Source organism: Methylobacterium organophilum (assembly GCF_022533465.1).
GTDB lineage: Bacteria > Pseudomonadota > Alphaproteobacteria > Rhizobiales > Beijerinckiaceae > Methylobacterium > Methylobacterium organophilum.
Genome location: NZ_CP092848.1, coordinates 3,673,519 through 3,698,888, shown reverse-complemented (window position 1 = coordinate 3,698,888; position 25,370 = coordinate 3,673,519). Strand labels below are relative to the sequence as shown.

Below are 25,370 nucleotides of genomic sequence, written 5' to 3'. Positions count from 1 at the left end.
CGATGCGATCCGGTCGGAGACGGCTCTAGAACAGGTGGCTGTAGCGCTCGATCTCCCACGGGCTCACCGTGAGATGATAGGCGTTCCACTCCTCGCGCTTGTAGCGGATGAACTCGTCCCGCAGGCCCGTGCCCAGGGTCTTCTCGACGAGGGGATCGGCGGCGAAGGCCTCCACGGCCTCCTGCAGGGTCTGGGGCAGGAAGGCGATGCCCCGCTCCCGGCGCTGGGCCTCGCTCAGCTCGTAGAGATTGTCCTCGTTGGGCTGGCCCGGATCGATCCGCTCGCGCACCCCCTCGAGCCCCGCCGCCAGCACCAGGGCGGCGGCGAGATAGGGATTGACCGCGCCGTCCGCGTTGCGGCTCTCGCAGCGCCCGCCGCCGGCCGGCACGCGCACCGAATTGGTGCGGTTGTTCGAACCGTAGGAATTGAACACCGGCGCCCAGGAGAAGCCGGCCATCGCCCCCTGGCGCACGAGGCGCTTGTAGCTGTTCACGGTGGGCGCGAAGGCCGCGCAGAGCGCCCGGCCGTGGCGCAGCACGCCGCCGATGAAATGGTAGCCCGTCTCGGTGAGGCCGAGGCCGCGGGGGTCGTCCGCCGGCGCGCAGGCGAAGGCGTTGCGCCCGGTCTCCCGATCCGAGAGCGACATGTTGAAATGCGCGCCGTTGCCCGTGCGGTCGGCGAAGGGCTTGGGCATCATCGTCGCGATCAGCCCCTCCTCCTTCGCGTAATGCTTGGTCATCATGCGGAAGAAGGTCAGCCGGTCGCACATGGTCAGAGCGTCGGCATAGTTGAAATCGAATTCGAACTGCCCGTTCGCATCCTCGTGATCGAACGAATACAGGTCCCAGCCGAGATCGTTGATGGTGGTGGCGACCTTGTCGAGCCAGGAGAAGTTGTCGACGAAGCCGCGCACGTCGTAGCAAGGCTTCACGAGCTTGTCGTCGGGCACGGGCGTGTGGAGCGAGCCGTCCGCCGCCTGGCGCAGCAGGAAGATCTCGCACTCGATGCCGAGATTGAAGCCGAAGCCCATCGCCTCGGCCTCGGCGAGGACGTTCTTCAGGGCCACGCGGGTCGAGAGCGGGTAGGGCTTTCCCTGGAAGGTGAGGTCGGCGGGCGCCCAGGCGAGCTTGCTCTCCCAGGGCAGCTGGATCACCCGGGCGAGATCCGGGACCGAGGCGAGCTCGTCCTCGTTCGGGGCCTGGCCGAGGCCGTCGAGGGCGTAGCCGGTATAGCGCTCGGAGCCCGCGGCCATCTGCGGGAGGTGGTCGATCGGCACCACCTTCGCCTTCTGCGCGCCGTGGATGTCGACATAGGCGCCGATGACGTATTTCACGCCCCGTGCGCGCAGGTCCTCCTGCACGGCGCGGACCTGCGGATCGACGTCGCTTGCGTGGGCCATGGTCAGGCTCCTTCGGTGGGGACGGCCGGGCCGTCGTAGGAATGGGGAAGCGGAGGCGTCTCGCCGAGCCCGCGCCGCACGAGGGCGGCGAGGTCCTCGACCATCCAGGCGAAGAGCTCGGCGCCCTCCGCCGGGCTCGCCTGCGAGGGGCAGCCGGTGACGCCGTTGCGGCTCGTGCGGTTCACCGGATGGGCGAAGACGAGGCCGGCGGTGCGGTCCGGGTCGTCGGCATCCGCGATGCGCCCCGCGCGGACGAGATCCGGGGCGAGGGCCTGCATCAGCGCGGTCTCGGCCCGGTTCGCGTGCCAGTCCTCGGCATCGGCGAAATGGGCCGCGCGGACGCGCTCGCTGACGGTCGCGGTGTTGACGAGGGCCACCATCAGGTCGTCGTGGGTGGCGCGCAGCAGCTCCAGGGCGCAGCGCAGGGGGGCGACGTTGGTCACGTGCGCGTTGACCAGGAACAGGCGGCGCACGCCCGAATGGTAGGCCTGCGTCCCGATCTGCCGGACGAGCTCGGTCATCAGAAGCGGATCGAGGGCGATCGTGCCGGGCCAGCGGCGCGAATGGCCCAGCGAGCAGCCATAGGGGAGGCTCGGCAGCATCGGCACGCCGGTACGGCCCGAGACCGCCCGGCAGACGGCCTCGGCCAGCACGAAATCCATGCCGCAGCCGAGATGCGGGCCGTGCTGCTCGGTGGCGCCCACGGGCAGGAGGGCGGCGTGGGCCGCGCCTGCGAGCGCCGGCGGGATCTCCTCCCAGGTCCGCTCGGACCAGAGGACGGGCGCGCTGTCCATCATTCCACCTCGTCCCCGACGCTGGTCATGCGCGCGACCATGGCGAGGCCGCCCTCGGCGGCCTCCGGCCCGGCCTCGTCCTTGGGCGGATGGATCAGGGCGTCGAGGCGGGCGCGGGTCGCGCGGAATTCCGGCGAGAGCACCTGGCCCGGGCTGCGGGGCCGGGGCACCGGCACCTCGATCAGCTCCGCCACCTCGCCGGGATGGGCCTTCAGCACCAGGATGCGGTCGGCGAGGGAGACCGCCTCGTCGAGATCGTGGGTGATGAAGACGATCGTGATGTCGATCTTGCGCCAGATCTCGATGAGATAGGCCTGCATCCGGGCGCGCGACTGCGCGTCGAGGGCCGAGAAGGGCTCGTCCATGAGCAGGATCTGCGGGCGCATGGCGAGCGCCCGGGCGATGGCCACGCGCTGCTTCATGCCGCCCGAGAGCTGGTGCGGATAGGCCTGCGCGAACGGTTCGAGGCCGATCAGGGAGAGCCATTGCGCCGCCTCGCGCTCCGCGGCGCGGCGGGGCTCGCCATTCTCCTCCAGGCCGAAGGCGACGTTGCGCAGCACCGTGAGCCAGGGGAACAGCGTGTAGCCCTGGAACACCATGCCCCGGTCGGCGCCCGGCCCCGAGACCGGCACGCCGCTGACGCAGACCGTGCCGCTCGTCTTGGTCTCGAGACCCGCCAGGATGCGCACGAAGGTGGACTTGCCGCAGCCGGACGGGCCGACCACGCAGAGGAACTCGCGGCGATGCGTGACGAGGTCGATGCCGCGGAGCGCCACGGTCTCGACCCCGTCCGCGTTGCGGAAGGTCTTGCCGAGATTCTCGACGCGCAGGGCCACGTCGCGGGCCTTCAGGCGGTCGAAGCGCGCCCGCACCGTCTCGCATTGCGTGCGGTAGTCGCAGGGCTCGACCGGCAGGACCAGGGGGGAGCCGGATCCGCTCATGCTTCGCCCCGCGCGTGAGGGAACAGCCTGCGGCCGATCAGGGCCAGCCCGAGATCCGTCGCCGAGCCGACGAGCCCGATGATGAGGATCGCGGCGTAGACGTTGTCGAAGTGCTGGTAGCGGGCCTGCTGGGTGATGAAGAAGGTGATGCCCGACGAGGTGCCGATCAGCTCCGCCACGATCAGGTAGGTCCAGGCCCAGCCGAGCAGGATGCGCTGGTCGCGGTAGAGCTGCGGCAGGATCGCCGGAACGATCACGCGCCGCACGAGGCGCAGGTTGCGCGAGCCCATGGTCAGCGCCGCCTCGACCAGGAGCGGGTCGACCCGGCGCGTCGTGTTGGCGATGACCAGCACCTGCTGGAAGAAGGTGCCGATCACGATGATCGCGATCTTCGGGCCGTCGTAGATGCCCAGGATCGCCACCATCAGCGCGCCGAAGGCGGGGGCCGGCATGTAGCGCACGAACTCGATGACGGGCTCGGTCAGCCGCGCCAGGGTCGGCTGCGCCCCGCAGAGGACACCGAGGGGAAGGCCGACGACGGAGGAGATCAGGAAGCCCCAGAAGATGATCTGGATCGAGTGCCACAGGCTCGCCGGCAGCCAGATCGCGTCCCGCTGCGGCGGGGGCGCCGTCAGCGAGGTCCAGAGCGCGACGGCCACCTCGTGCGGGGCGGGCAGGTAGACGGGGTTGGCCGGCGTCCCGCGCGGGGCCGCCGTGCCGGCCGCGCCCGCCGCGGCCACCTCCTCGGCGAAGGCGGCGTTGGGCACCCGCATGCCCGGCTCCATCCAGGCCACCTCGCCGGGATCGCTCACGGCGACGAAGGGGTGCCATAGGAACGGCAGGTAGGAGACCGCCGCCCAGGCTCCGAGGGGCAGCAGGAACGAGAGCAGGGCCAGGACGAGGCGCCGGCGCGGGCGCAGCGGCCGCGCCACGCCGATCCAGGAGCTGCGCGCCCGCGCCCCCGCATGGGCGGGGCGCCGGTGCGGTGCGGCGGCCGGGGCCGCGGCCTCGCCCCCGCCGCCCGGCGGCGGAGCGGCCACGCCCGCCGGGCCGGGGGCCGGCCGGTCCGCTCGCGGGGTCAGGCGCAGCGCGCTCACGGCCGCCTCACTTGCCGTCGGTCAGGGCGGGGTCGATGCTCGCCTTCACGTCCTGCGGGGTCTTGTAGACCTCGTACTTGACGTTGAAGGCGTCCGCATGCCGGCTCGATCCGTAGAGGGAGCCGAAGCCCTCGGCCTCCGCCATCACCTTGCGGCCCTCGGCGAGCGGCAGCAGCTTGGTGCCCTTGAGGAAGCGGGTGAAGGTGCCCGGGTCGACGCCGACCTTGGCGGCCATGATCGCGACCGCGTCTCCTTGCGTCTTCGGGTCCTCGATATAGGCGACGACCTTGTCCCAGAGGCCGACGAGCTTGATCCACTCGGCGCGCCGGGCGGCGAGGCTCGCCGGGCTCACCGTCACCACGTCGTAGATCAGGCCGGGGGCGTTGGCCGAGGTATAGAGGGGCCGGGCGCCGGCCGCGCCCTTCATCGCCTGGCCGGCGATGGGCTGCCACGCGCCGACCGCGGCCACGTCCCCGGAGGCGAGGACCTGCGGCGTCTCGTTGGTCTTGGCGTTGACGAGGGTGACGTCGGTCTCCTTCATTCCCGCCTTGGTCAGGCCGTCGATGAGGAGCAGGTGCTCGACGAGGCCGACCTCGAGCCCGACCTTCTTGCCCTTCAGGTCGGCCAGGGACTTCACGCCCGGCTTGCCGACGATCATGTCGTTGCCGTTCGAGTAGTCGGTGAGCATGATCATGACGTTGCGGGCGCCGTTGCCGCTCATGACCAGCGCGTCGCCGTTCGTGCAGGTCACCGCATCGAGCTTGCCGGCCGAGAAGGCATCCATCGAGGCCGAGTAGTCGAACCACTCGAACCGCGCGTCGATGCCCGCTTCCTTCAACCAGCCCTTGTCGATGGCGACCTGCCATGCCACCCAGCCCGGCCAGTCGCTGTAGCCGATGCGAAGCGGCTCGGCGGCCTGCACGGAAGCACCGGCTGCGAACACACCGAACGCGATCGTTGTCGCGGCCAGTCCTCGACGGAACCAGCCCATGGCGCCACACGCAGATCTGAGAAGTCGCATCCCACGTCTCCCAAGGCAGCGGTAACACGATTCTCAAATATCGTAATACCGCAATTCGGCGTAACAATTTCCGTGCCAGGATGGGCTGCGGGGCGGGGAAGAGCGATGTCAGAAAAGCTGCCGAGCGACGGCGACCGACCGGCCCTCGAGGGAACGGAGCCCCGGCGGGGTCAGGTCAGCCGGATCAGCCTTTCGATCCCGGAGGAGCTGCTGCGGGAGCTCGACACCATGGTCGACGAGCGCGGTTTCGCCAGCCGATCGCAGGCGGTCGCGACGCTGCTGCACCGGTCCCTGGTCGAGCACCGCAACGAGGTCGGCAACCGGGTGATGGTCGGGACGATCACGCTGTTCTACGGCCATCAGCCGCACGGCCTGCAGCAGCGGCTGGCCGAGCTTCAGCGCCGCCACATCGCGGAGGTGATCTCGTCCCTCCACGTCCACCTGATGAACAACCAGACTCTCGAGGTCATCCTCGTGCAGGGGCCCGCCCCCAAACTCAAGGCGATCGCCGATCAGATGATCACCGAGCGGGGCGTCATCTCGGGCCGCCTCGATCTGGCCGCGGCCCTGATCCCGCAGCTGCATCCCTTCTCCGACGAGGCGGGGTGACCGGCGGCGGTGCGGGGCGGGAGAGGGCTACGCGCCCCACCCCGTCAGCCACAGTGCCGCGCCCAGGATCAGGAGCGCGAGGGCGCCGCACAGGCGCGCGTAGAGGAGGCCGACGAGGCGGTCGTCGGTCGGCATCCGCCAGTTCCGCATCCTGGCGAGCGCCTGCGTGTTGACCCGTGCCATCGTGCGCAAGATGCACCTCGCAGGGAGGGGCCGGTCCCCTCGGGGACCGGCAGCCTGTCGGGACCCGGGCACGTCGCGCCCGTTCACCGGAACCGCGCCTGCAAGTTCCCGGCCGATGTCGGCCGCAGGGGCGGCCGCCGGCGTCACGCCTCCTCGATCACCGCCACGAGGTCGCCCGCCCGCAGGGTGCGGCCGGGCTGGGCCCGGACCGCGCGGACGCGGCCGGAAGCGGGGGCGGTGACGTCGATCTCCATCTTCATCGCCTCGAGGATCGCGATGGTCTGGCCGGCCTCGACCCGGTCGCCTTCGGCGATCAGCACCTTCCAGACATTGCCCGGCACGGTGGTCGGGGCGCCGAGGCAGTTGGGGGGGATCTCGGCCGCTTCCAGGGGGCCGCCCTCGTCGGCCACGAAGCTGTCGAGGCCGTTGGCCTTCCAGCGCTCGCGCTCGGCTTCGAAGGCGGCTTGGCGGCGGGCGGTGAAGGCTTCGATCGCCTCGGCCTCGGCCGCCAGCGCCGCCCGATGCGCGGCGTAGGAGAAGGTGCCCTCCTCGATGCGCAGGGGATAGGCGCCGTGGGGGAAGGCGGCCCGGGCCTCCAGCAACTCCTGCGCCGAGACCGGGAAGAAGCGGATCCGGTCGAAGGGGCGCAGCAGCCAGGGATGGCCGGGCACGAAGTCGCGGGTGGTCCGCCAGGTGTTCCAGACCTGGATCGTGCGCCCGAAGAGCTGGTACCCGCCCGGCCCCTCCATGCCGTAGATGCACATGTAGGCGCCCCCGATCCCGACCGCGTTCTCGGGCGTCCAGGTGCGGGCGGGATTGTATTTGGTGGTCACCAGCCGGTGGCGCGGATCGACCGGCGTCGCCACCGGCGCGCCGAGATAGACGTCGCCGAGCCCCATCACGAGATACTGCGCGCCGAACACGATCGCGCGCACGGCATCCGCGTCGGGCAGGCCGTTGATGCGCCGGATGAACTCGATGTTCGAGGGGCACCAGGGCGCGTTCGGCCGCACCAGCTCCTGGTACTTGCGCATGGCGAGGGCGGCCTGCGGATCGTCCCAGGAGAGCGGCAGGTGGACGGTCCGGCTCGGGACGCTGATCGCCTCCGCCGGCGGCAGGCTCGCCTCGATCTCGCGCAGCAGGCCGAGGAGGCGCGCCCGCGGCACCCGGGTGCCGTCGTAGTGGATCTGGAGCGAGCGGATGCCGGGGGTGAGGTCGATGAGCCCCGGCAGCCCCGCGGCGGCCTCGGCGAGCCGGTGCACCCGCAGGCGCAGACCGAGATCGAGGCTCATCGGCCCGTACTCGACGAGCAGGTTGTCGTCGCCCTGGCGGCGATAGACCACCGGCACCGGCCCGGCCTCGTCCCGGGCGAGGATGGCCGAGCCGGTCTCCGGCGCCGGGCGATGCACCGCGGGAGCGGCCAGCGTCTCGGCCAGGGTCGGGCCGGCGACGGGATCCTCCGGCCGCGCCGCGGGCCGGAACCGCACCGTGTCGCCCGGCCGCAGCTGGCCGAGCTTCCAGAGCTCGTCGCGGGCCACGACGGCGGGGCAGACGAAGCCGCCGAGGCTCGGGCCGTCCGGGCCGAGCAGGATCGGCATGTCGCCGGTGAAGTCGATGGCGCCGACCGCGTAGGCGTTGTCGTGCAGGTTCGAGGGGTGCAGGCCCGCCTCGCCGCCATCGGGGCGGGCCCAGCGCGGCGTCGGCCCGATCAGGCGCACGCCGGTGCGGGCGGAGTTGAAATGCACCTCGTAGGCGGCCGAGAACAGGTCGGCGATGTCGGCGTCCCGGAAGAAGTCCGGCGCGCCGTGCGGGCCGTAGACGACGCCGATCTCCCAGTCGTGGGTCAGCGGCGCCGGCCCGGGCGGCGCAGGGGACGGCGCAGGGGCGGGCGCGTCGGCGAGATGCAGGGTCTCGCCGGCCTTGAGCACCCCCGTGGCGTGCCCGCCGAAGGCCCCGAGCGCGAAGGTCGCCCGCGAGCCGAGCACCACCGGCGCGGCGAAGCCCCCGCGCACGGCGAGATAGGCCCGCTGCCCCGGCCCGGCGATCGCGCCGATGGCGAGATTCTGGCCGGCGGCCACGGCGAAGGCTTCCCCGTGCGGGCGCGGGGCGCCGTCGAGGGTCAGGGCCATGGCGGCCCCGGCGAGCGCCACCACCGCGTCGGTGTGGAAGCGCAGCGTGGGGCCGGAGACGGTGAGTTCGAGGGCGCAGGTCTCGTCCGGATTGCCGACGAGGGCGTTGGCCCGGGCGAAGGAGCGGGCATCCATCGGCCCGCTCGGCGGCACGCCGACATGCCAGAGGCCGAGCCGGCCGGGCAGCTCCTGGAGGCTCGATTGCGGCCCCGGCTGCAGCACCGCGACGCCCCGGGGCGCATAGGCCAGGTCGCGCAGCGCCGTGGTGGCGACGCGCCCGCTCGCCAGCATCTCGGAGCCGGCGATGGTGCGCAGGTAGTCGAGATTGGTCTCGATGCCGGACACCGCGGTCTCGGCGAGCGCCGCGCGCAGGGCCGCGATCGCCGCCGGGCGGTCGGCGCCCGTGACGATGATCTTGGCGAGCATCGGGTCGTAATAGGGCGTCACCTCGGTGCCGGTGGCGATCCAGCCGTCGATGCGCGCCCCGGCCGGGAAGCGCACCTCGGTGAGCAGGCCCGCGCTCGGCGCGAACTGGGCGTGCGGGATCTCGGCATAGAGCCGCGCCTCGATCGCGGCGCCGCGGGGGGCCGGCGGGCCGGCCGGCCCGATCGGATCCTCGCCGGCCGCCTGGCGGATCATCCATTCGACGAGATCGACGCCGAACACCGCCTCGGTGACCGGGTGCTCGACCTGCAGGCGGGTATTGACCTCGAGGAAGGAGAAATCCTCGCGCTGCGGATCGTAGATGAACTCGACGGTGCCGGCGGAGGCGTAGGCCACGCTCTCCCCGAGGGTCACCGCCGCGGCGTGCAGGCGGGCGCGCACCGCCTCGGACAGGCCGGGGGCCGGCGTCTCCTCGATCACCTTCTGGTTCCGGCGCTGCAGCGAGCAGTCGCGCTCGCCGAGCGCCACGACCCGGCCGCGCCCGTCTCCGAAGATCTGCACCTCGACATGGCGCGCCTCGGCCACGAAGCGCTCGAGATAGACGCGGGCGTCGCCGAAGCTCGCCTGGGCGGTGCGCTCCACCGCCGCGAAGCGTTCGGCCAGCTCCGCGGGCGCGGCGCAGAGATGCATGCCGATGCCGCCGCCGCCCGCCGTGCTCTTGAGCATCACCGGATAGCCGATCGCCTCCGCCGCGCGCAGCGCGCTCTCGACATCCGGCAGCAGGTCGGTGCCGGGCAGGAGCGGCACGCCGCTTGCCCGGGCCAGTTCCCGCGCCGTGTGCTTGAGGCCGAAGGCGCGCAGATGCTCCGGCCGCGGGCCGATGAAGGCGATGCCCTCCGCCGCGAGCCGCTCGGCGAAGGCCGCGTTCTCCGACAGGAAGCCGTAGCCGGGATGCACGGCCTCCGCCCCCGTCGCCCGGCAGGCGGCCAGCACCGCCTCGACGTCGAGATAGCTCTGGGCGGCGGGCGCGGGGCCGAGGCGCACGGCCTCGTCCGCCTCCAGCACGCCGGGGGTGAAGCGGTCGGCATCCGAGTAGACGGCGACCGAGGCGATGCCCATGCGCCGGAGCGTGCGCACGACGCGGCGGGCGATCTCGCCGCGATTGGCGACCAGGACCTTGCGGAACATGCGCCTCAGGCCCCGTCCCGGATGGTCACGCGGATCGGCGTCGGGTTGAAGCCGTTGCAGGGATTGTTGATCTGCGGGCAGTTCGAGATCACGCAGATCACGTCCATCTCCGCCCGCAGCTCGACATGGTCGCCCGGCTTCGAGACGCCGTCGGCGATGGCGAGCGTGCCGTCCTGCTCGATCGGCACGTTCATGAAGAAGTTGATGTTCGGCACGATGTCGCGCTTCGACAGGCCGTATTTCGCGACCTCCAGGGCGAAGTTCTCGCGGCAGGCATGCAGGTACTTGGTCGCGTGGCCGAAGCGCACCGTGTTGCTCTCGCAGGAGCAGGCGCCGGCGGAGGTGTCGTGGCGGCCGCAGCTGTCGGCGGTCACCGTCAGCATCACCCGGCCCTCGTTGGAGATCACCCGCGTGCCGGTGGTGACATAGGCGGAGCCCTGCACCCGCAGGGTGTCCTGCGCGGAGTAGCGCTCGCCCATGTCGTCGGCCCGGTAGAACAGGGTGTCGACGGCCTGGCAGCCCTCGCTGTCGGTGATGCGCAGGGTCTGGCCGCGGCGCACGAGGCCCGACCAGGGCGCCTCGGCGGGCACAAGTTCGTCGCGCAGGATGGCGCCGGTGCTGGTCTCGGTCATGGGGGCCTCCCTCACAGGCACGCGGCGGCGTTGTTCTCGAAGCCGCGCACGGCCTCGAGGGTGGCGGTGCGGCAGAGATCGTCCGCCTGCGGCGCGGGGGCGCGGAAGCGCGTCGCCGCGACGGGAGGGGGGGCGTAGTCCGGGGCCGGATCGAGGGGATGGGGGCAGTTCGACAGGGCGACGAGGAGGTCCATCTCGGCGCGCAGGTCGACGAAGTCGCCCCCGCGGCGGCCGGCGGCGTTCCAGGCGAAGCGGCCCTCCGCGCCCACCTGAACGGGGGCGAAGAAGGAGAGGCAGGGGGGCAGGTCGCGCCGGTCGAGCCCGTGCTTCAGGGCGGCGAGCAGGAGGTTGTCGCGGGTGTTGCGGTGCGGCCCGCCGGAATAGCGCGCCGCGTTCGAGGCGGCGGTGGAGCCGCCGGTCAGGGCGTCGTGGGCGCCGCAGGAATCCTCGATCAGGGAGAGCATCACCCGGCCCATGTCCGAGAACAGGACCCGGCCCTTGCCCAGGGCCGCGGTCCACTGGATCTTGACCGTGTCGGCGTAGTTCAGGCGCTCGCTGGGATCCCGCGCGCTCCAGGCCACCAGGGCGACGCTGGACGGCCCTTCCTCCAGGGCGATCCGCAGGCCCTCGCCGGCCTTCAGCGGCGTGGCCCAGTACCAGCCGCCGGGGATGACCTCGCGGTGGATCACCGCCTCCGCCGCGAGCGGGGGCGCCCCGCGCGGGCTCGGCGGCGGCAGGGTCCGCGCCGTGTGGCCCTGGGCCGCCTGCTTCAGGGCCTCGTAGCGCCGGCGGTTCTCGGCGATCGTCGCCTCTGTCCGGGACATGTCCGTCTCCTTCGGGATCGGCCGGGTCGTCCCGGTCTCACGGAGCCCGTCGAGGCCGGGTCGTCCCGGCGGGGCGGATCGGGGGAGGCTGCGCGCCGGCGCTCACGACGCGCGTGAGCGCGCGCCGCGGGGCGGCGGGCGCTTCGGGACGGGCGGTGTGTGGATCGGGCGAGTCATCTGATCCCTTCCATCCGAGAAAGGGATTGCGCACGACCTTCGCTCGCCATCCCTGGCCAGTGAGGTCTCCCGGGCTTTTGTCCCGCCGTGCATCCGGGCGGATGTCTCCCGCACCGGAGACCGCTCTCGGACCAGACGCATCTACACGATGCCGGAACCCTAGCGGTCAACTCGGCAAGAATTTTATCGAGGCGGCGCGGCGACGGTCAATCCGAGATCAGGACCGGATTGCGCAAATTGAGTCGCGCTTGTGATGCGTTTTTAATCCGAATGTTGCTTGAAGAGGCAGTTTGTCCGCCATCCTCGACGCCTCGGTTTCGTCCCGGCGCCGGCCAGGGCGTGGCGCATGCCGGGGCGATTCTCTGTGGCCGCGCGCATCCGGGCCTTAACCCTCCGCTTACCGTGGCCGCCGAGGGTGGGCGCCTCAGGTGAGCACGAGGAAGGCATGACCGAGACCACGGACACGGTAGGCGTCGCGGGCGCGCGCATCCGCTCCATCATCGAGCGGGTCGAGCAGGTCGAGGAGGAGATCAAGGCCCTGATGGAGGGCAAGAAGGAGATCTTCGCCGAGGCCAAGGGCGAGGGGCTCGACGTGAAGGTGCTCAAGGAGATCCTGAAGCTGCGCAAGCAGGACAAGGACGAGCGCGACGAGCAGGAGAGCCTGCTCGAGGTCTATCTGCGCGCCATGGACGCGCCCTCGCCCGTCGCCAAGGCGGCGTGAAGCCGGCGGGCTGGCGGGAAGGCCAGCCCGTGCGGAACCTCCCGGTGGCGCCGCCGCCGGGACCGGCGGTCAGGCCGGCGGCAGGACCGTCTGGTCCGGCTGGATGCCGAGCGAGAGCTCGGCCCCGTCGTCCTGCGGGGCGAGGCGCGCGAGGATGGTCTCGCGGTAGCGGGTGAGCCCCTTGTACTCCGCGAGCTCGGGCGGCAGCGTCGTCAGCACCCGGTTCAGGCGCTTGCGCCATTTCTCCACGCGCTCGATGTCCTTGAGGCTGAGCAGGTAGCAGCGGATGCCGAACAGGATCGCGTTGGAGCGCGGCAGCCGGAACAGGGTCTGCAATTCGACTCGCAGATGCACCTTCTCGGCGACGTTCTCCGGCGTCACCGTGGTCCGGTCCGGCCCCCAATCGGGATAGTTCTCCGGCGAGGTGTCGAGGCGGGGATTGATGGTCATGGTCCAGTTCAGGCGCCGGACCGGATGGCCGTATTGCAGGCGCAGCAGGAAGCGCAGCGCCCGGTCGAACACGCCGATATCGTGGGCGAGCGGCACCGGACCGTGCCATTCGTGGAAGGACATGCCGATGTCGAAATCGAGGGACCAGTCGGCCTGGGTCGTCACCATGCCGCCATCGACGAAGAGATTGTCGTCGCGCTGATCCTGCAGGGTGAAGTCGCCCTGAGCCTGGCGGGTGATGTATTCGAAGGGCTCGCAGGGCAGCGTCTCCGGCTTGCCGAAGACGAAGCTCTGATCGATGCCGAGGGGCCGGTTGATCCAGCGCCAGGTGTCGCCGTCCTTCTCCAGGCTGAAATGCTCGGGATAGTCCGCCGCGAGGCTCTCCATGAGCAGTTCGAGTGTGTCCCATTGCGCCGGCATCATGTGCGGCAGCACCTGGCAGCGGCCGGGATCGTCGGCGAGCACCAGGGCGCGCTCCTGGCACTCGGCGATGTAATGCTCGTCGATATCAAAGGGATGGGCGAAGGCCGGGGTCGGGCCGCCGCGGGTATGGGGCTCGATATTGACCGAGTACATGTAGCGGTCCTCCCCGAACGGGAAGGGAAAGCGCAGCACGCCCGCGTCGCTGTTGACGTAGGAGAAGCTCTCGCGGAACCGCTCGTCCTTGCGGAACTGAATGCCCATCGGGGTTTCTCCTTGATCTTACAGGTCGAGCACGAGCGCGTCGGAGCGCGCCCGTGACACGCAGGTGGCGATCAGCTTGCCGTCGGCCCGCTCCGCCTCGGTGAGGACGTGGTCGCGATGCTCCACCGCGCCGTCGATCACGCCCGTGAGGCAGACGCCGCAGGCGCCGCCGCGGCACAGGCAGGGCGCCTCGACCCCCGCCGCCTCCAGGGCTTCGAGCAGGCTCTGCGTCTCGGAGACGGCGATGCTGCGCCCCGAGCGGGCGAGCCTGACGGTGAAGGGCTTGCCGCCCTCGGCCCCGCCGAAGCTCTCCTTGTGGATGGAATGGCTCGGCCAGCCGAGATCGAGCGCCGCCTGCTCGACCGCCGCCATCAGGCGCTCCGGGCCGCAGGTATAGACATGCGTGCCCAGCGGCTGGTCGGCGAGGATCTCGGCGACCGAGCGCCGGGAGGCACTGCCATGGATGGTGACGGCGCCGCCCGCTTCCGCGAGCAGCTGCCCGAAGGTCTCCGTCTCCGCGTCGGTGCAGTATTGGTGCAGCTCGAAGGCCGCGCCCCGGGCGCGCAGGACCGGCAGGAAGGACAGGAACGGCGTGAGCCCGATGCCGCCGCCGATCAGGATGTGGCGGCGGGCCAGGCTGGCGATGGGGAACAGGCTCGCCGGCGCTCCGATCTCGACGCGGTCGCCAACGCGAAGATGGTCGTGCAGGAAATGCGAGCCGCCCCGCGACGCCTCCACCCGGCGCACGATGATCGCGTAGGCGTCGCGCGCCTCCGGCGGCGTGACCAGGGAATAGGCGTTCTTCCAGACGCGCTCGGGCCCGCGCAGGGTCACGAGGATATGCGCCCCCGGCGCGGCGGTCGGGAAGGTTCCCCGCTCCGGCTCGAAGCGGAAGCGCTTCAGGGTCGGGCTCAAGGACTCGATGCCGGCCACGCGGGCCGGGAGGGTGCCGTCGAGGATCATGGATAGGCCCGTTCCGCCTGCGGGACGTCGCCCGGCTGCTCCGCGTCGACCTTGACGCCCTGGAAGGCCGAGAGCCGGCGCGAGAAGTGATCGCGTACGAACAGATTCGCGCCGCAGCCGGCGCAGCGCACGATCGTGGTGGTGACGCCTTCGTTGAAGGTCTTGCAGTGGACGCACTGGACCCGGCGGGCCAGGGTGCCGGACTGCTTCAGGAAGACCTCCTGCCGGCCGAGGCCATGGGCCTGGGCGATCCCGAACACGTCCCAGAGGAAATCCTCCGGGCCCTCGGCATAGAGGCGCAGGCCCATCCGTTCGGAGGCGAGGCGCCGGCCCAGGGTCTCCATGAGCTGGCGGGCGGAGCGGAAGCGGCGCTCCCCCTCCCCCTGCGGGCGTTCGAGGGTGCCCTCCGCGCTCGCCGGCGCGACGGTCCAGCTCTCGAGGGGACCGTCCGCCAGGGCGGGAGGCGGCGGCTCCGATCCGGCGGAGACGTAGAGATGGCGCCGCCCGGACGAATCGCGGCGCAGGGCGGCATAGATCGGTCGGCTCTTGATGCCCTGATCGGTCATCGTCACCTCGGGAGGAAAGGGTGTGCATCGGCCCGGCATCGGCGCCGGAGCTTGGGCGGGCCTCGGGCGGATCCTGTCGCGTCCCGCGGGCCGAATTCTCGATGAGAACGATACTTTCTCATCAAGAATAACATTGTCAATCGGGGCGTGTGCGGGATCTGGAGGACGGGGCGAATCTCCCGCGTTGCTGCGGCCTCGCCCGCGGGCGTCGCCAACATCCTGATCGGAAAGGGAAAATATCAAAGTCAGCCGGATTCGCCGGCGCGCCGGCCCACGATGCCGGGCATGACTCGGTGCCACGCTCCCGCTGCGAGGCGCCCGCTTGACGGGCATAATGCACTAAAATTCTTCATTGTGATCAAATTCACGGCATAATTCGAGCATTGCCGGTTTGGCGAGCAGGATTCTGCTTGACAGCCCATCCCCCCGGAGAAATGAATATTCTCATCGAGAACCGAGGCGGGATGCGCCCCGTCGCGGTCCGAGCGTCCGGAATGAAGGGCCGCCGACGCACGGATTGTCTCTGTCTGAGGCGATATCTCGTCGATCTTCGATTCTGAGCCATGCTCAGCAGCCAATACGAAGTGAAGCGGCCCCATGCGATCGAATCTCCAGAGCACAACCGCCTGAAGGCGGAGACGAGACAGGAATGACGTCCCGCCGCGTTCCGCGGACGGACGCGATGTGCCTGTTTTTCCGTGGCCGAACCGGCCGCGTGATCTCGAATGAGCTGATTCGGATCTTTGTTTTCCCGAATCGAACGGCATCACCCCGCAAATCCTGTTTGGGAGATCTCACGATGAGTGTCGGAATCAGTTCGACGACGCCGGTCTCGCCGGCCGTCCCCATCGCCACCGGCGTGGACCAGGGCCAGCTTCACCGCAGCATCAACTGGACGGGCGCCTTCTGGGTCGCGAGCGGCGTGCCGGCCCTGGTGCTGTTCTCGGTGGGCGGCATCGCCGGCAATACCGGCAAGCTCGCCTTCGTGATCTGGACGCTGTCCATGCTGATGGGCTTCATCCAGTCCTTCAGCTACGCCGAGATCGCAGGCCTGTTCCCGAACAAGTCCGGCGGCGCCTCGGTCTATGGTGCGGCCGCCTGGGTGCGCTACTCGAAGCTGATCGCGCCGCTCTCGGTCTGGTGCAACTGGTTCGCCTGGAGCCCGGTGCTCTCCCTCGGCTGCTCGATCGCCGCCTCCTACATCATCAACGCGCTCGCGCCGGCGCCCACGGCGACCTCGCCGGCCGTGGTGCAGTGGCTCGCCGCCCACGGGGCCGCCCTTCAGGGCACGGAGGCGGAAAAGCTCGCCGCGGCGGTGGCGGCGGTCTCGCCGACCTTGCGGACCTGGACCCTGTTCTCGACCACCCTCGGGCCGGTCTCGTTCTCGCTCAACGCCGCCTTCTTCATCGGCGCGGTGCTGATGCTCGCGGTCTTCGCCGTGCAGCACCGGGGCATCCTTGGCACGGCCAATGTGCAGAAGTGGATCGGCCTGCTCGTCATCGTGCCGATGTTCATCGTCGGCGTAGTGCCCTTGCTCCTGCACGGGGTGAACTGGGGCAACTTCACGCCGCTGGTGCCGCTCGCCGCCCCCGCCGCGCCGGAGCCCGGCGCCTGGAACATCACCGGCTGGACGCTGGTGCTGGGCGGCATGTTCATCGCCGCCTGGTCGACCTACGGCTTCGAGACCGCGATCTGCTACACCAGCGAGTTCAAGGACCCGAGCCGCGACACCTTCAAGGCGATCTTCTATTCGGGCCTGCTCTGCCTCGCTTTGTTCACCCTGGTGCCCTTCACCTTCCAGAGCATGCTCGGCGTCGAGGGCATGCTGGAGCCCTCCGTGGTCGACGGCTCGGGCGTCGCGGCGGCCCTCGCCCACATGGTCGGCGGCGGCCCGGTGATCGAGAGCGTCCTCGTGATGCTGATGATCCTCGCCCTGATCCTGTGCATCATGACCGCGATGGCCGGCTCCTCGCGCACGCTCTACCAGGGCTCGGTCGATGGCTGGCTGCCGCGCTATCTCAGCCATGCCAACGCGCACGGCGCCCCGACGGCGGCGATGTGGACCGATCTCGGCGTGAACCTGCTGGTGCTGGCGATCGCCTGCGCCGACGCGACGAGCTTCTTCTTCATCCTCGCCGTGTCGAATTGCGGCTATATCATCTTCAACTTCCTCAACCTGAACTCGGCCTGGATCCACCGCATCGACTCGGCCCGCGTGCCGCGTCCCTACCGGGCGCCGACCTTCGTGCTGGTGCTGGGCGGCCTCTTCGCCTTCGTGAACGTGGTCTTCATGGGCGCGGGCGCGAAGGTGTGGAACCCGGTCGCCCTCTGGGCGGGGCTGATCACCGCGGCCCTGATCATCCCGGTCTTCCTGTTCCGCCACTATGTGCAGGACGGCGGCAAGTTCCCGCACGAGACCTTCGAGGACCTTCATGTCGGCCCGGAGGGCGCCGTCAGCGCCAAGCGGGCCGGGATCCTGCCCTATCTCACCCTCGTCGCCGGCGTGGCGGTGCTGCTGATCTCGAACTGGTTCTTCACGCTCTGAGACCGGCTTGATCCCGAGAACGGCCCGGCGCGGGGACACCCGCGCCGGGTTTTGTGCTTTGTCAGGCGGGGCGGCCGGAAGACGACGCGGGAAGCCTCCCCCTCTCCCGGCCTGCGGGGCGAGGGGCGCCTCGGCACTGACGCGCCCGACCGCTCAGGCCGCGGGAATCACGTCGAGGGGAAGAAGGGGCTGAACTTCTTCACGAGGTCGCGCTCCGAGGAGACCTCGGCTTTGCGGTAGATGCGCAGCTTGCAGTTCTTGATCGTGCCCTTGCTGATCGCCAGGGCCTGCGCGATCTGCCCCGTGGCCTGCCCCTTCATCGTCAGGCTGAGGATGTCGCGCTCCCGCGGGGTGAGCGCCTGCAGGATCTGGGCGGCGGCCCGGTAATCCACCGAATCCTCCTGGGCCGCGGCGCGGGCCTCCAGGGTGAAGATCCGGCCGCCGGGCGCCAGGGGAAAGTCCCGGTCGAAGGGCTCGGTCTTCAGCACGTAGTCCCGCCCCTGCAGCGTCGTCAGGCCCTCCGCGCTGCCGAAGGCGGCGATCAGGGGCAGGATCGAGGCATCCGCCGCCACCGCCTCGCGCCAGGAAGCGTTCGAGAACACCTCCACGGCGTGCCGGTCGCGGATCAGGGTCGGGCGGCTGACGAGGCCGCCGCTGGCCGCCCCGCTCGTGTAGCGCAGGTGGTTGAAGAGCTGCCCGAGATGGCTGCGGTGATAGCCCTCCAGCGCCGGGAAGATCAGCTTGGCCCGCTCGATATCCGCCTTCGAGAAGCTGCCCCGCTCGCGCTCCAGGAACAGGCCGAAGCAGCAATGCCCGACGGTGGAGAAGAACATCCCGATCTCGTCGGCGATGTTGGCCGTCGGGGTGAAGATCTGCTTGTAGAGAATCGCTTCCGGGCCCTCGGCGGCGATCTCCGAGAGGGTGAGCACCCCTGGCTGCCCCGTGCGGCGCCAGCGGGCGGAGAACGGATCGAGATACTGCCCCTTCTCGTCGTAGAAGGCGACGATCTCGTCCGGCACGCCCGCGGTGTAGAGCACGTCGGGGGGCGCGACCCGCGAATAGCGGATGATCCAGCTCGAATCGTGCCGGATGCAGAGCCCGGCCAGATGCAGCAACTTGCGATGGAAGCTGTCCGTCCCGATCGAGGCGGCGACCTCGCCGAGCTGCGCGAACCATTCGCTGTCAGTCAGCCGGACGGGATCGATGCTGCGCGGAGCCTCGCTCACGCGGGGGGCGATCCGCCGAGGCTTGTCATCGGGCTCGAAGCCGAACGTCGCGGAAGGCGAAGGCAGCAAGGGAAAAGGCCTCTATTCGCACGTCCTGATTGTCGTCGACCGAACAACTTTCTGTGCTGACGGCGCCGGACGCAAGGATCTTCCGTAGGCAAGGATCGTGCGGGGACCGTGCTTTCCCCTCCTGTCTCGAAGATCTCCGCCCCCGGGCCGGGCCGATGGTGCCAACAGTCACCATTGCTCCGCCGTTCCGGCGAGGTCTAAAAATTTTCCCGACAAGAAAGATGTCCGGCGAGGAGGGCGCAATCCCCTCGCCGGCCGGCACGCCCGGCGGCCCTTCATCAGCCGGGCCGCGTGCCGGCCGCCTGATGACCCGACGCTGCGCGGGCCAATCCCCCGTGTCCGGTCGAGACCACCTCCGCGAGAGAAGGGGCAGACGACATGAGCTACAAAGATTTCCCCCGCCAATCCGCCCTCAACGAGCGCCACCTCGCGCTGGGCTCGAAGCTGGACGCGGAATGGAACGGGATGCCGATCCCGCAGACCTATTCCACCGATCCCTACGAGGAGACCACCATCGTCCGGTCCCGGGCCGGCCTGTTCGACGTGACCGGCCTGCGCCTCATCGATGTCTCCGGCCCCGATGCCGAGGCGATGCTCAACGCCATGCTGACGAGCGACGTCTCCACGCTGAAGCCGGGCGAATCGGCGATCAGCAACATCGTCGACGACGAGGGCTCGCTGATCGACGACGTGCTCGTCTACCGCGACGGGCCCCAGGCCTTCCGCCTCTCCCATGGCGGCGGCAGCCTGGAGGACGCGCTGCCGCTCTTCACCGAGGGGCGCAACGTCACGGTGGCCAAGGACGACGACGTCCACATCCTCTCGCTCCAGGGCCCCCTCGCCCTCGACATCCTGAAGCCGCACACGCCCCTCGACCTGGCCGGGCTGAAATACTTCCGGCACGCCCGCACGACGCTGTTCGGCTACGACGTGTCGCTGGCCCGGGGCGGCTATTCCGCCGAGCGCGGCTACGAGGTGTTCTGCGCGGCCAAGGACGCGGTCGCGATCTGGGACGCGATCCTGGAGGCCGGCAAGCCCTTCGGCATCTGCGCCGCCTCCTGGGCCTGCCTCGACATCGTGCGCGTCGAGGGCGCGCTGCTGTTCTTCCCCTTCGACATGCCGCTGCCCGACACCACCCCCTGGGAGGTCGGCGCCGATTGGACGGTCGATCTGAGCAAGCCGGATTTCCGCGGCAAGGCCGCCCTGGAGCGCCGCCGCAACGCGATCCGCTTCCGCCAGGTCGGGCTCGAAATCCTCGACGACGAGGCGGTGCCTCCTGGCTCCCGGATCTTCCACGAAGGCCGCGAGGTCGGCACGCTCAACAGCTCGACCTATAGCCGCCACCTGATGAAGTCGCTCGGCCTGGCGCATCTGCCGCCGGAGCTCGCGGCCCTCGGCACCGCCGTCGAGATCCGCACGGACAAGGGCACCCTCGCCGCCAACGTGGTGCGCACGCCCTTCTACGACCCGATGCGCCTGCGCACGCACCCGCTCGACGAGCGCGCCTGACCCGATCCTTCAGCCGATTTCCGAGGGAACTCACTATGACCAAGCGTGTCGCCATCATCGGCGCCGGCCCGAGCGGTCTGGCGCAGCTGCGGGCCTTCGAGGCCGCGCGCCGGGCCGGCGCCGAGGTGCCCGAGCTCGTCTGCTACGAGAAGCAGTCGAACTGGGGCGGTTTGTGGAACTACACCTGGCGCACCGGTCTCGACGAGAACGGTGAACCGGTCCACGGCAGCATGTACCGTTACCTCTGGTCGAACGGCCCGAAGGAATGCCTGGAATTCGCCGATTACTCCTTCGAGGAGCATTTCGGCCGGCCGATTCCCTCCTACCCGCCCCGGGCCGTGCTGCACGACTACATCGCCGGCCGGGTCGAGCGCAGCGACGTGCGCAAGTATATCCGCTTCTGCACGCCGGTGCGCTGGGTCTCCTATTCCGAGGAGACCGGCACGTTCACCGTGACGGCCAAGGATCTGATCAAGGACGAGCACCAGACGGAAGAGTTCGACTACGTGGTCGTCGCCAACGGCCACTTCTCGGTGCCCAACGTCCCGCATTTCGAGGGCATCGAGCAGTTCCCGGGCCGGGTCATGCACGCCCACGATTTCCGCGTGGCGGACGAGTTCGCCGGCAAGCGCATCCTGATGGTGGGCTCGAGCTACTCGGCCGAGGATATCGGCACGCAGTGCATCAAGTACGGCGCCAAGGGCATCGTGTTCAGCTACCGCACCAAGCCGATGGGCTTCGACTGGCCCGCCGGCTTCGAGGAGCGGCCGCTGCTGACCAAGTTCACCGGCAAGGTCGCCCACTTCAAGGACGGCTCCTCGGCCGAGGTCGACGCGGTGATCTTCTGCACCGGCTACCAGCACAGCTACCCGTTCCTGCCGGATTCCCTGCGGCTCAAGACCAAGAACTGCCTCTACCCGGCCGGGCTCTACAAGGGCATCTTCTGGCAGGACAATCCGAAGCTGATCTATCTCGGCATGCAGGACCAGTATTACACCTTCAACATGTTCGATGCGCAGGCGTGGTACGCCCGCGACGTGATCATGGGCAAGCTGGCGCTGCCGAGCCGCGAGGAACAGGCCGCCGACATCGCCAAGTGGCTGGCCGACCAGGACACCCTGACCAACCCTTTCGAGGCGATCGACTTCCAGACCGAGTACGTCCGCGAGCTGCTGGCCGCGACCGACTACCCGCATCTCGACGTCGACAAGGTGGCGGCCCTGTTCAAGGAATGGGAGCACCACAAGATGGAAGGCATCCTGACCTATCGCGACCGGTCCTATCCCTCGACCATCACCGGCACGATGTCGCCCGGCCATCACACCACCTGGATGAAGGCCCTGGACGATTCCCTCCCCGCCTTCATGGGCCTGCCCCAGGCGGCCGAGTAGGACCGGCCCGGTCCCGTCCGCGAACCGATCCCGAGGAACGAGGGATGCCATGAACCAGATCTGGTTTCAGCCTGCCCTGCAGCCGGGGGGCGGCGCGACGCTGCCGCCCCGGGAGCGCTCGATCCGCGTGCCGGGGGGCCGGTGCTGCGTCTTCGCGGTCTCGGCCGGCGACGCCCTGCGCGTCGTCGACCCGGAGGGGCTGCAGGGGGGGCTGCTCTACGCCCTGCCCGGCACCTTCGCGGCGGGATCCATAGGGCAGCCGCCGGCGCTCGCCGCCCTGCTCGAGGACGGCCTCGGCGCGGCCGCGGCGGCGCGGTCCGCCCTGGACGCGGGCGGGATCGGTCCCTCGGACCTCGCCGGTCTCGTGATCCTCGACGGGGAGCATGCGGCCGGCGCCGCCTGGGAGGGCGTCGCCGCGCAAGCCTCGCTCTGCGTTCTGGTCGCCCCGGGCGCGCCGATGGCGCCCGAGGCGCAGAATCCGCCGACCGAGCTGCGGCTGGTGATCCGGCCCGCCGCCTCGATCGTCGGGCAGGCGCCCCCTCCCCTCGCCCCGCCGCTGCAGGATCTGCGCATCGATGCGGCGACGGCCCGCGCCTTCACGGTGAAGGCCGGGCAATACATCCAGATCATCGACGTGGACGGGCGCCAATGCGCCGACTTCCTGGCCTTCGATGCCGCCGAGTTGGCGCAGGGCCGCGAATGCGGGCTCGACGCCACCACGACGCATACGCTGATGGGCACGTCCTCGCCGAAGCCGGGCCTGCACGCCAAGTATTTCGACGCACGGATGGTGCCCCTCGTCGAGGTGGTGCAGGACACGGTCGGGCGCCACGACACCTTCATGCTCGCCTGCTCGGCGAAATACTATGAAGACATGGGCTATCCCGGCCATTCCAACTGCACCGACAATTTCAACGCGGTGCTGGCGCCGCACGGCATCGCCTCGCGCAAGGGCTGGCCGGCGATCAACTTCTTCTACAACACGATTCCCGGCGCGAACGACCGGATCGACATGGACGAGCCCTGGTCGCGGCCGGGCGACTACGTGCTCCTGCGGGCGCTGACCGATCTCGTCTGCGCCGCCTCCTCCTGCGCCGACGACATCGACCCGGCCAATGGCTGGTTCCCGACCGACATCCATGTGCGCGTCTACGACGCCGCCTGTGCCTTTCCCCGTGGGATGAGCCACCGCATGACGCCCGATTCCGAGCCGCGCCTGACCCGCGAGACGGGTTTCCACCCCCGTACCTCGGCCCTCACCCGCAAGATGGAGGATTATCGCGGCTTCTGGCTGCAGAGCTGCTTCTCCTCTGCCGGACCGATCGCCGAATACTGGGCCTGCCGCGAGCGCGCGGTGGTGCTGGACCTCTCGGCCCTGCGCAAGTTCGAGGTGATCGGCCCGGATGCCGAGGCGCTGATGCAGCTCGCGCTCACCCGCGACGTGCGCAAGCTCGCGGTCGGCCAGATCGTCTATGCGGCGATGTGCTACGAGCACGGCGGCATGATCGACGACGGCACGCTGTTCCGTCTCGGCCCGACCAACTTCCGCTGGATTTGCGGCGACGAGTATTGCGGCCTGTGGCTGCGCCAGCTCGCCGAGCGGAACGGCTTCAAGGTCTGGGTCAAGGAATCGACCGACCAGCTCCACAACCTCTCCGTCCAGGGGCCCCGGGCCCGGGACATCCTCGCGCCCCTCCTGGTGACGCCGCCGCATCAGCCGAGCCTGTCCGAGCTGAAATGGTTCCGCTTCACCGTCGGCCGCCTCGCCGGCGTGCCGGTGGTGGTCTCGCGCACGGGCTATACCGGCGAGCTCGGCTATGAGGTCTGGTGTCATCCCTCCCAGGCGGTCGCGGTCTGGGACGCGATCATGGAGGCGGGGGCACCGCACGGCCTCACCCCGGCGGGCCTCGCCGCCCTCGACATGCTGCGCATCGAGGCGGGCCTCGTCTTCGCGGATTACGAGTTCTGCGATCAGACCGACCCGTTCGAGGCGGGCATCGGCTTCGCCGTGGCGACGGCGAAGGCCGATCCCTATATCGGAAAGGAGGCCCTGGAGCGCCGCCGGGCGGCGCCGCATCGCCGCCTCGTCGGCCTCGACGTCGCCGGCAACGAGGCGGTCGGCCATGGCGACCCGGTCTATGTCGGGCGCGGGCAGGTCGGCGTGATCACCAGCGCCCTGAAATCGCCGATCCTTCGCAAGACCATCGCCCTCGCCCGGCTCGACGTCAGCGCTGCGGAGGACGGGACGGCGGTGGAGATCGGCAAGCTCGACGGCCACCAGAAGCGGCTCGCGGCGACCGTCGTGCCCTTCCCGCATTACGACCCCAAGAAGACCCGGGTGCGGGCCGAGGCGGACACGGCCGCGCCCCCGCCGCCCCCGGCCTCGGCCGCCGACACGGTGGCGACGGCGGGCATCCCCGCCTGAACCCCGACCTCTGACCCGACGCGAATCGTCGGGGCTTGTCCCGATCGGAATTTGAGACCCGCCAGCCTGGAGCGATCAGGCTGGCGGGCATTCCGTCTTGGCTAATCCCGGCAGTGATGAGCAAAACCCGGGACGTTGCAAAGTTGTGACACCGCGCTTCCAAAGCGCCTCAGCAAACAAAAGCGCGGCATTTGCCTTCATTTTATCCTTGAGATGATTGTTTGCCTTCTGAGAAAATCGTTTCAGCAGCAGTGACAGGTCGGCCGGGGTCGATCGAGGGGCTGCACTGATCTTTGCGCCGGAGTTGCCCTTATGAAGAGACGATCCTTCACCCGTGCTCTGGTCGCGGCCGGGACACTTCTCTGCGCCCAGGCCGAGGCGGCCGATCTCGCCGCCCCGAAGGAGATGCCGGCCGAGGCGAAGGCGGCCGACAACCTGATCGGCTTCTCCTTCTTCTCGCGTTACGCCACGGACTACAATTTCCGCGGCGTGTCGCAGTCCAATCTGCAGGGCAGCTATCAGACCTATTTCGAGGTCAACTTCTTCAATAACTTCTTCTACACGGCCTTCGCGACGCTCCAGACGCGCCTGCCGACCCAGCCGGACTTCGAGTTCGACCTGATGGCCGGCATCCGGCCGACCTGGGACAAGTTCACCTTCGACCTCGGCATCCTCTACTACTTCTACCCGAACGAGAAGCGGATCTACGGCTTCGACGCCGTCAACAATCCCTTCCCGATCACGCAGGCGAATTCCGACTTCTACGAAGGCGCGGCCAAGGTCCTCTACCAGGCGACGGACGCCCTGGTGCTCGGCGCCAACGTCTACCACACGCCGAACTTCTTCGGCACGCATGCGGTCGGCACCTACGCCTCGGGCACGGCGGCCTATACCCTGCCCGCCTCCCTGTTCTCGTTCCTGCCCGAGGCCTATGCCGGCGGCTTCTCGATCTCGGGCGAGCTCGGCTACTTCACCCTCGGCGCCGCGCGGACCTCGGCGACCGGCCCGTTCAACCCGGTCACCGGCCGCTTCCCCTCGGTCAACCTGTCGAGCTACCTCTACGGCAACGTCGGCATCTCCTATGCCTACAAGAACCTGCTGCTCGACGTGCGCTACCACGACACCGACCTGACGCCGTCCGAGTGCTTCACCTTCACCGGCGATTACCGCGGCTTCCTGAACGGCGGCACCTCCCGCTGGTGCGGCTCGGCCTTCATCGGCACCATCACCTGGCAGGCCTCGACCGCGGCCCCGGGCGTCTATGCGGAGCCGGGCGGCATCCTGGATTTCTTCAAGTAAGCCTGCGGTTCTTCCGTCGAACATCGGTTCGGGCCGGCTCTTCGGAGCCGGCCTTTTCTGTATGCACGCAGACGCGCGGCCCTCGCCCGGAGCCGGCGGTGCCCGTCTCCGGTGACAGGCGCGGATTTCCGCGGCACGGATCGC

The 25,370-nt window shown here is 69.8% G+C and carries 19 protein-coding genes, 1 pseudogene and 1 riboswitch; of the genes and pseudogenes, 7 read left to right on the top strand and 13 right to left on the bottom strand.

Going from position 1 to position 25,370, the window contains the following annotated elements; all coding sequences use genetic code 11:
- Positions 1 to 25: 25 nt before the first annotated feature.
- From glnT to MMB17_RS17455, 5 genes are read right to left on the bottom strand one after another with little or no spacing between them, the layout of a single operon-like run.
- Positions 26 to 1,399, bottom strand: coding sequence for a type III glutamate--ammonia ligase (glnT, locus tag MMB17_RS17475; RefSeq protein ID WP_238311057.1), 1,374 nt, complete (start codon positions 1,397 to 1,399; stop codon positions 26 to 28).
- 2 nt (positions 1,400 to 1,401) lie between these two features.
- The gene (locus tag MMB17_RS17470; RefSeq protein ID WP_241099709.1) at positions 1,402 to 2,196 is read right to left on the bottom strand and encodes a creatininase family protein; all 795 of its coding nucleotides are present in this window, start codon (positions 2,194 to 2,196) and stop codon (positions 1,402 to 1,404) included.
- Positions 2,193 to 3,134, bottom strand: a complete 942-nt coding sequence (locus MMB17_RS17465) for an ABC transporter ATP-binding protein (protein ID WP_241099708.1) — start codon at positions 3,132 to 3,134, stop codon at positions 2,193 to 2,195. Before MMB17_RS17465 ends, MMB17_RS17470 begins: the two co-directional genes overlap by 4 nt.
- Positions 3,131 to 4,231 (bottom strand): ABC transporter permease, encoded by a 1,101-nt coding sequence (locus MMB17_RS17460; protein WP_241099707.1) that lies wholly within the window; start codon positions 4,229 to 4,231, stop codon positions 3,131 to 3,133. Before MMB17_RS17460 ends, MMB17_RS17465 begins: the two co-directional genes overlap by 4 nt.
- Before the next feature lie 7 nt (positions 4,232 to 4,238).
- Positions 4,239 to 5,252 carry an ABC transporter substrate-binding protein gene (locus tag MMB17_RS17455; RefSeq protein WP_308445660.1) on the bottom strand — a complete coding sequence of 338 codons (1,014 nt, stop codon included), beginning with the start codon at positions 5,250 to 5,252 and terminating at the stop codon, positions 4,239 to 4,241.
- A gap of 105 nt (positions 5,253 to 5,357) precedes the next feature.
- Here MMB17_RS17455 and nikR point away from each other — a divergent pair, with 105 nt between their 5' ends.
- The gene (gene nikR, locus MMB17_RS17450; protein ID WP_238311052.1) at positions 5,358 to 5,861 is read left to right on the top strand and encodes a nickel-responsive transcriptional regulator NikR; all 504 of its coding nucleotides are present in this window, start codon (positions 5,358 to 5,360) and stop codon (positions 5,859 to 5,861) included.
- A gap of 27 nt (positions 5,862 to 5,888) precedes the next feature.
- Here the strand turns inward: nikR and MMB17_RS17445 are convergent, their stop codons facing one another.
- The 4 genes from MMB17_RS17445 to MMB17_RS17430 form a co-directional block, all read right to left on the bottom strand.
- Positions 5,889 to 6,044 (bottom strand): hypothetical protein, encoded by a 156-nt coding sequence (locus MMB17_RS17445; protein ID WP_238311051.1) that lies wholly within the window; start codon positions 6,042 to 6,044, stop codon positions 5,889 to 5,891.
- Positions 6,045 to 6,187: 143 nt separating this feature from the next.
- On the bottom strand, positions 6,188 to 9,745 hold the full coding sequence (uca, locus tag MMB17_RS17440; protein ID WP_241099706.1) for an urea carboxylase: 3,558 nt from the start codon (positions 9,743 to 9,745) through the stop codon (positions 6,188 to 6,190).
- Positions 9,746 to 9,750: 5 nt separating this feature from the next.
- The gene (locus tag MMB17_RS17435) at positions 9,751 to 10,377 is read right to left on the bottom strand and encodes an urea amidolyase associated protein UAAP2 (RefSeq protein ID WP_241099705.1); all 627 of its coding nucleotides are present in this window, start codon (positions 10,375 to 10,377) and stop codon (positions 9,751 to 9,753) included.
- Positions 10,378 to 10,388: 11 nt separating this feature from the next.
- Complete coding sequence (locus tag MMB17_RS17430; RefSeq protein ID WP_241099704.1) at positions 10,389 to 11,201, bottom strand: urea amidolyase associated protein UAAP1; 813 nt, start codon at positions 11,199 to 11,201, stop codon at positions 10,389 to 10,391.
- A 241-nt stretch (positions 11,202 to 11,442) separates the two neighbouring features.
- A riboswitch (guanidine-I (ykkC/yxkD leader) is annotated at positions 11,443 to 11,552 on the bottom strand.
- A gap of 271 nt (positions 11,553 to 11,823) precedes the next feature.
- On the opposite strand from MMB17_RS17430, the gene MMB17_RS17425 reads away from it, so the two are divergent.
- Entirely contained in the window at positions 11,824 to 12,099 is a 276-nt protein-coding gene (locus tag MMB17_RS17425) for a DUF2312 domain-containing protein (protein WP_238311047.1), read from the top strand.
- Positions 12,100 to 12,168: 69 nt separating this feature from the next.
- Here MMB17_RS17425 and MMB17_RS17420 read toward each other — a convergent pair whose 3' ends face one another.
- Genes MMB17_RS17420 through MMB17_RS17410 form a run of 3 tightly spaced genes read right to left on the bottom strand, consistent with a single transcriptional unit; the run spans position 12,169 to position 14,762 of the window.
- Entirely contained in the window at positions 12,169 to 13,233 is a 1,065-nt protein-coding gene (locus MMB17_RS17420) for a heme-dependent oxidative N-demethylase family protein (protein WP_238311046.1), read from the bottom strand.
- Positions 13,234 to 13,251: 18 nt separating this feature from the next.
- On the bottom strand, positions 13,252 to 14,196 hold the full coding sequence (locus MMB17_RS17415) for a PDR/VanB family oxidoreductase (RefSeq protein ID WP_241099703.1): 945 nt from the start codon (positions 14,194 to 14,196) through the stop codon (positions 13,252 to 13,254).
- Positions 14,193 to 14,762 (bottom strand): dimethylamine monooxygenase subunit DmmA family protein, encoded by a 570-nt coding sequence (locus MMB17_RS17410; protein WP_238311044.1) that lies wholly within the window; start codon positions 14,760 to 14,762, stop codon positions 14,193 to 14,195. The genes MMB17_RS17415 and MMB17_RS17410 overlap by 4 nt, the downstream gene beginning before the upstream one ends.
- A 799-nt stretch (positions 14,763 to 15,561) precedes the next feature.
- On the opposite strand from MMB17_RS17410, the gene MMB17_RS17405 reads away from it, so the two are divergent.
- Complete coding sequence (locus MMB17_RS17405) at positions 15,562 to 17,307, top strand: trimethylamine N-oxide permease (protein WP_241099702.1); 1,746 nt, start codon at positions 15,562 to 15,564, stop codon at positions 17,305 to 17,307.
- Positions 17,308 to 17,474: 167 nt separating this feature from the next.
- Here MMB17_RS17405 and MMB17_RS17400 read toward each other — a convergent pair whose 3' ends face one another.
- Complete coding sequence (locus MMB17_RS17400; RefSeq protein WP_241099701.1) at positions 17,475 to 18,533, bottom strand: helix-turn-helix transcriptional regulator; 1,059 nt, start codon at positions 18,531 to 18,533, stop codon at positions 17,475 to 17,477.
- Between the two features lie 447 nt (positions 18,534 to 18,980).
- Between MMB17_RS17400 and MMB17_RS17395 the strand changes: the two genes are divergently transcribed.
- From MMB17_RS17395 to MMB17_RS17380, 4 genes and pseudogenes are all read left to right on the top strand, one after another.
- Positions 18,981 to 20,111: an aminomethyl transferase family protein gene (locus MMB17_RS17395; RefSeq protein ID WP_241099700.1), complete on the top strand. Its 1,131-nt coding sequence runs from the start codon at positions 18,981 to 18,983 to the stop codon at positions 20,109 to 20,111.
- A gap of 35 nt (positions 20,112 to 20,146) precedes the next feature.
- Positions 20,147 to 21,502, top strand: coding sequence for an NAD(P)-binding domain-containing protein (locus tag MMB17_RS17390; protein ID WP_241099699.1), 1,356 nt, complete (start codon positions 20,147 to 20,149; stop codon positions 21,500 to 21,502).
- Positions 21,503 to 21,551: 49 nt separating this feature from the next.
- Positions 21,552 to 23,849 (top strand): annotated as a pseudogene (locus MMB17_RS17385) (DUF1989 domain-containing protein); the annotation flags it as partial.
- Between the two features lie 390 nt (positions 23,850 to 24,239).
- The gene (locus MMB17_RS17380) at positions 24,240 to 25,226 is read left to right on the top strand and encodes a TorF family putative porin (protein WP_241099698.1); all 987 of its coding nucleotides are present in this window, start codon (positions 24,240 to 24,242) and stop codon (positions 25,224 to 25,226) included.
- Positions 25,227 to 25,370: the final 144 nt, after the last annotated feature.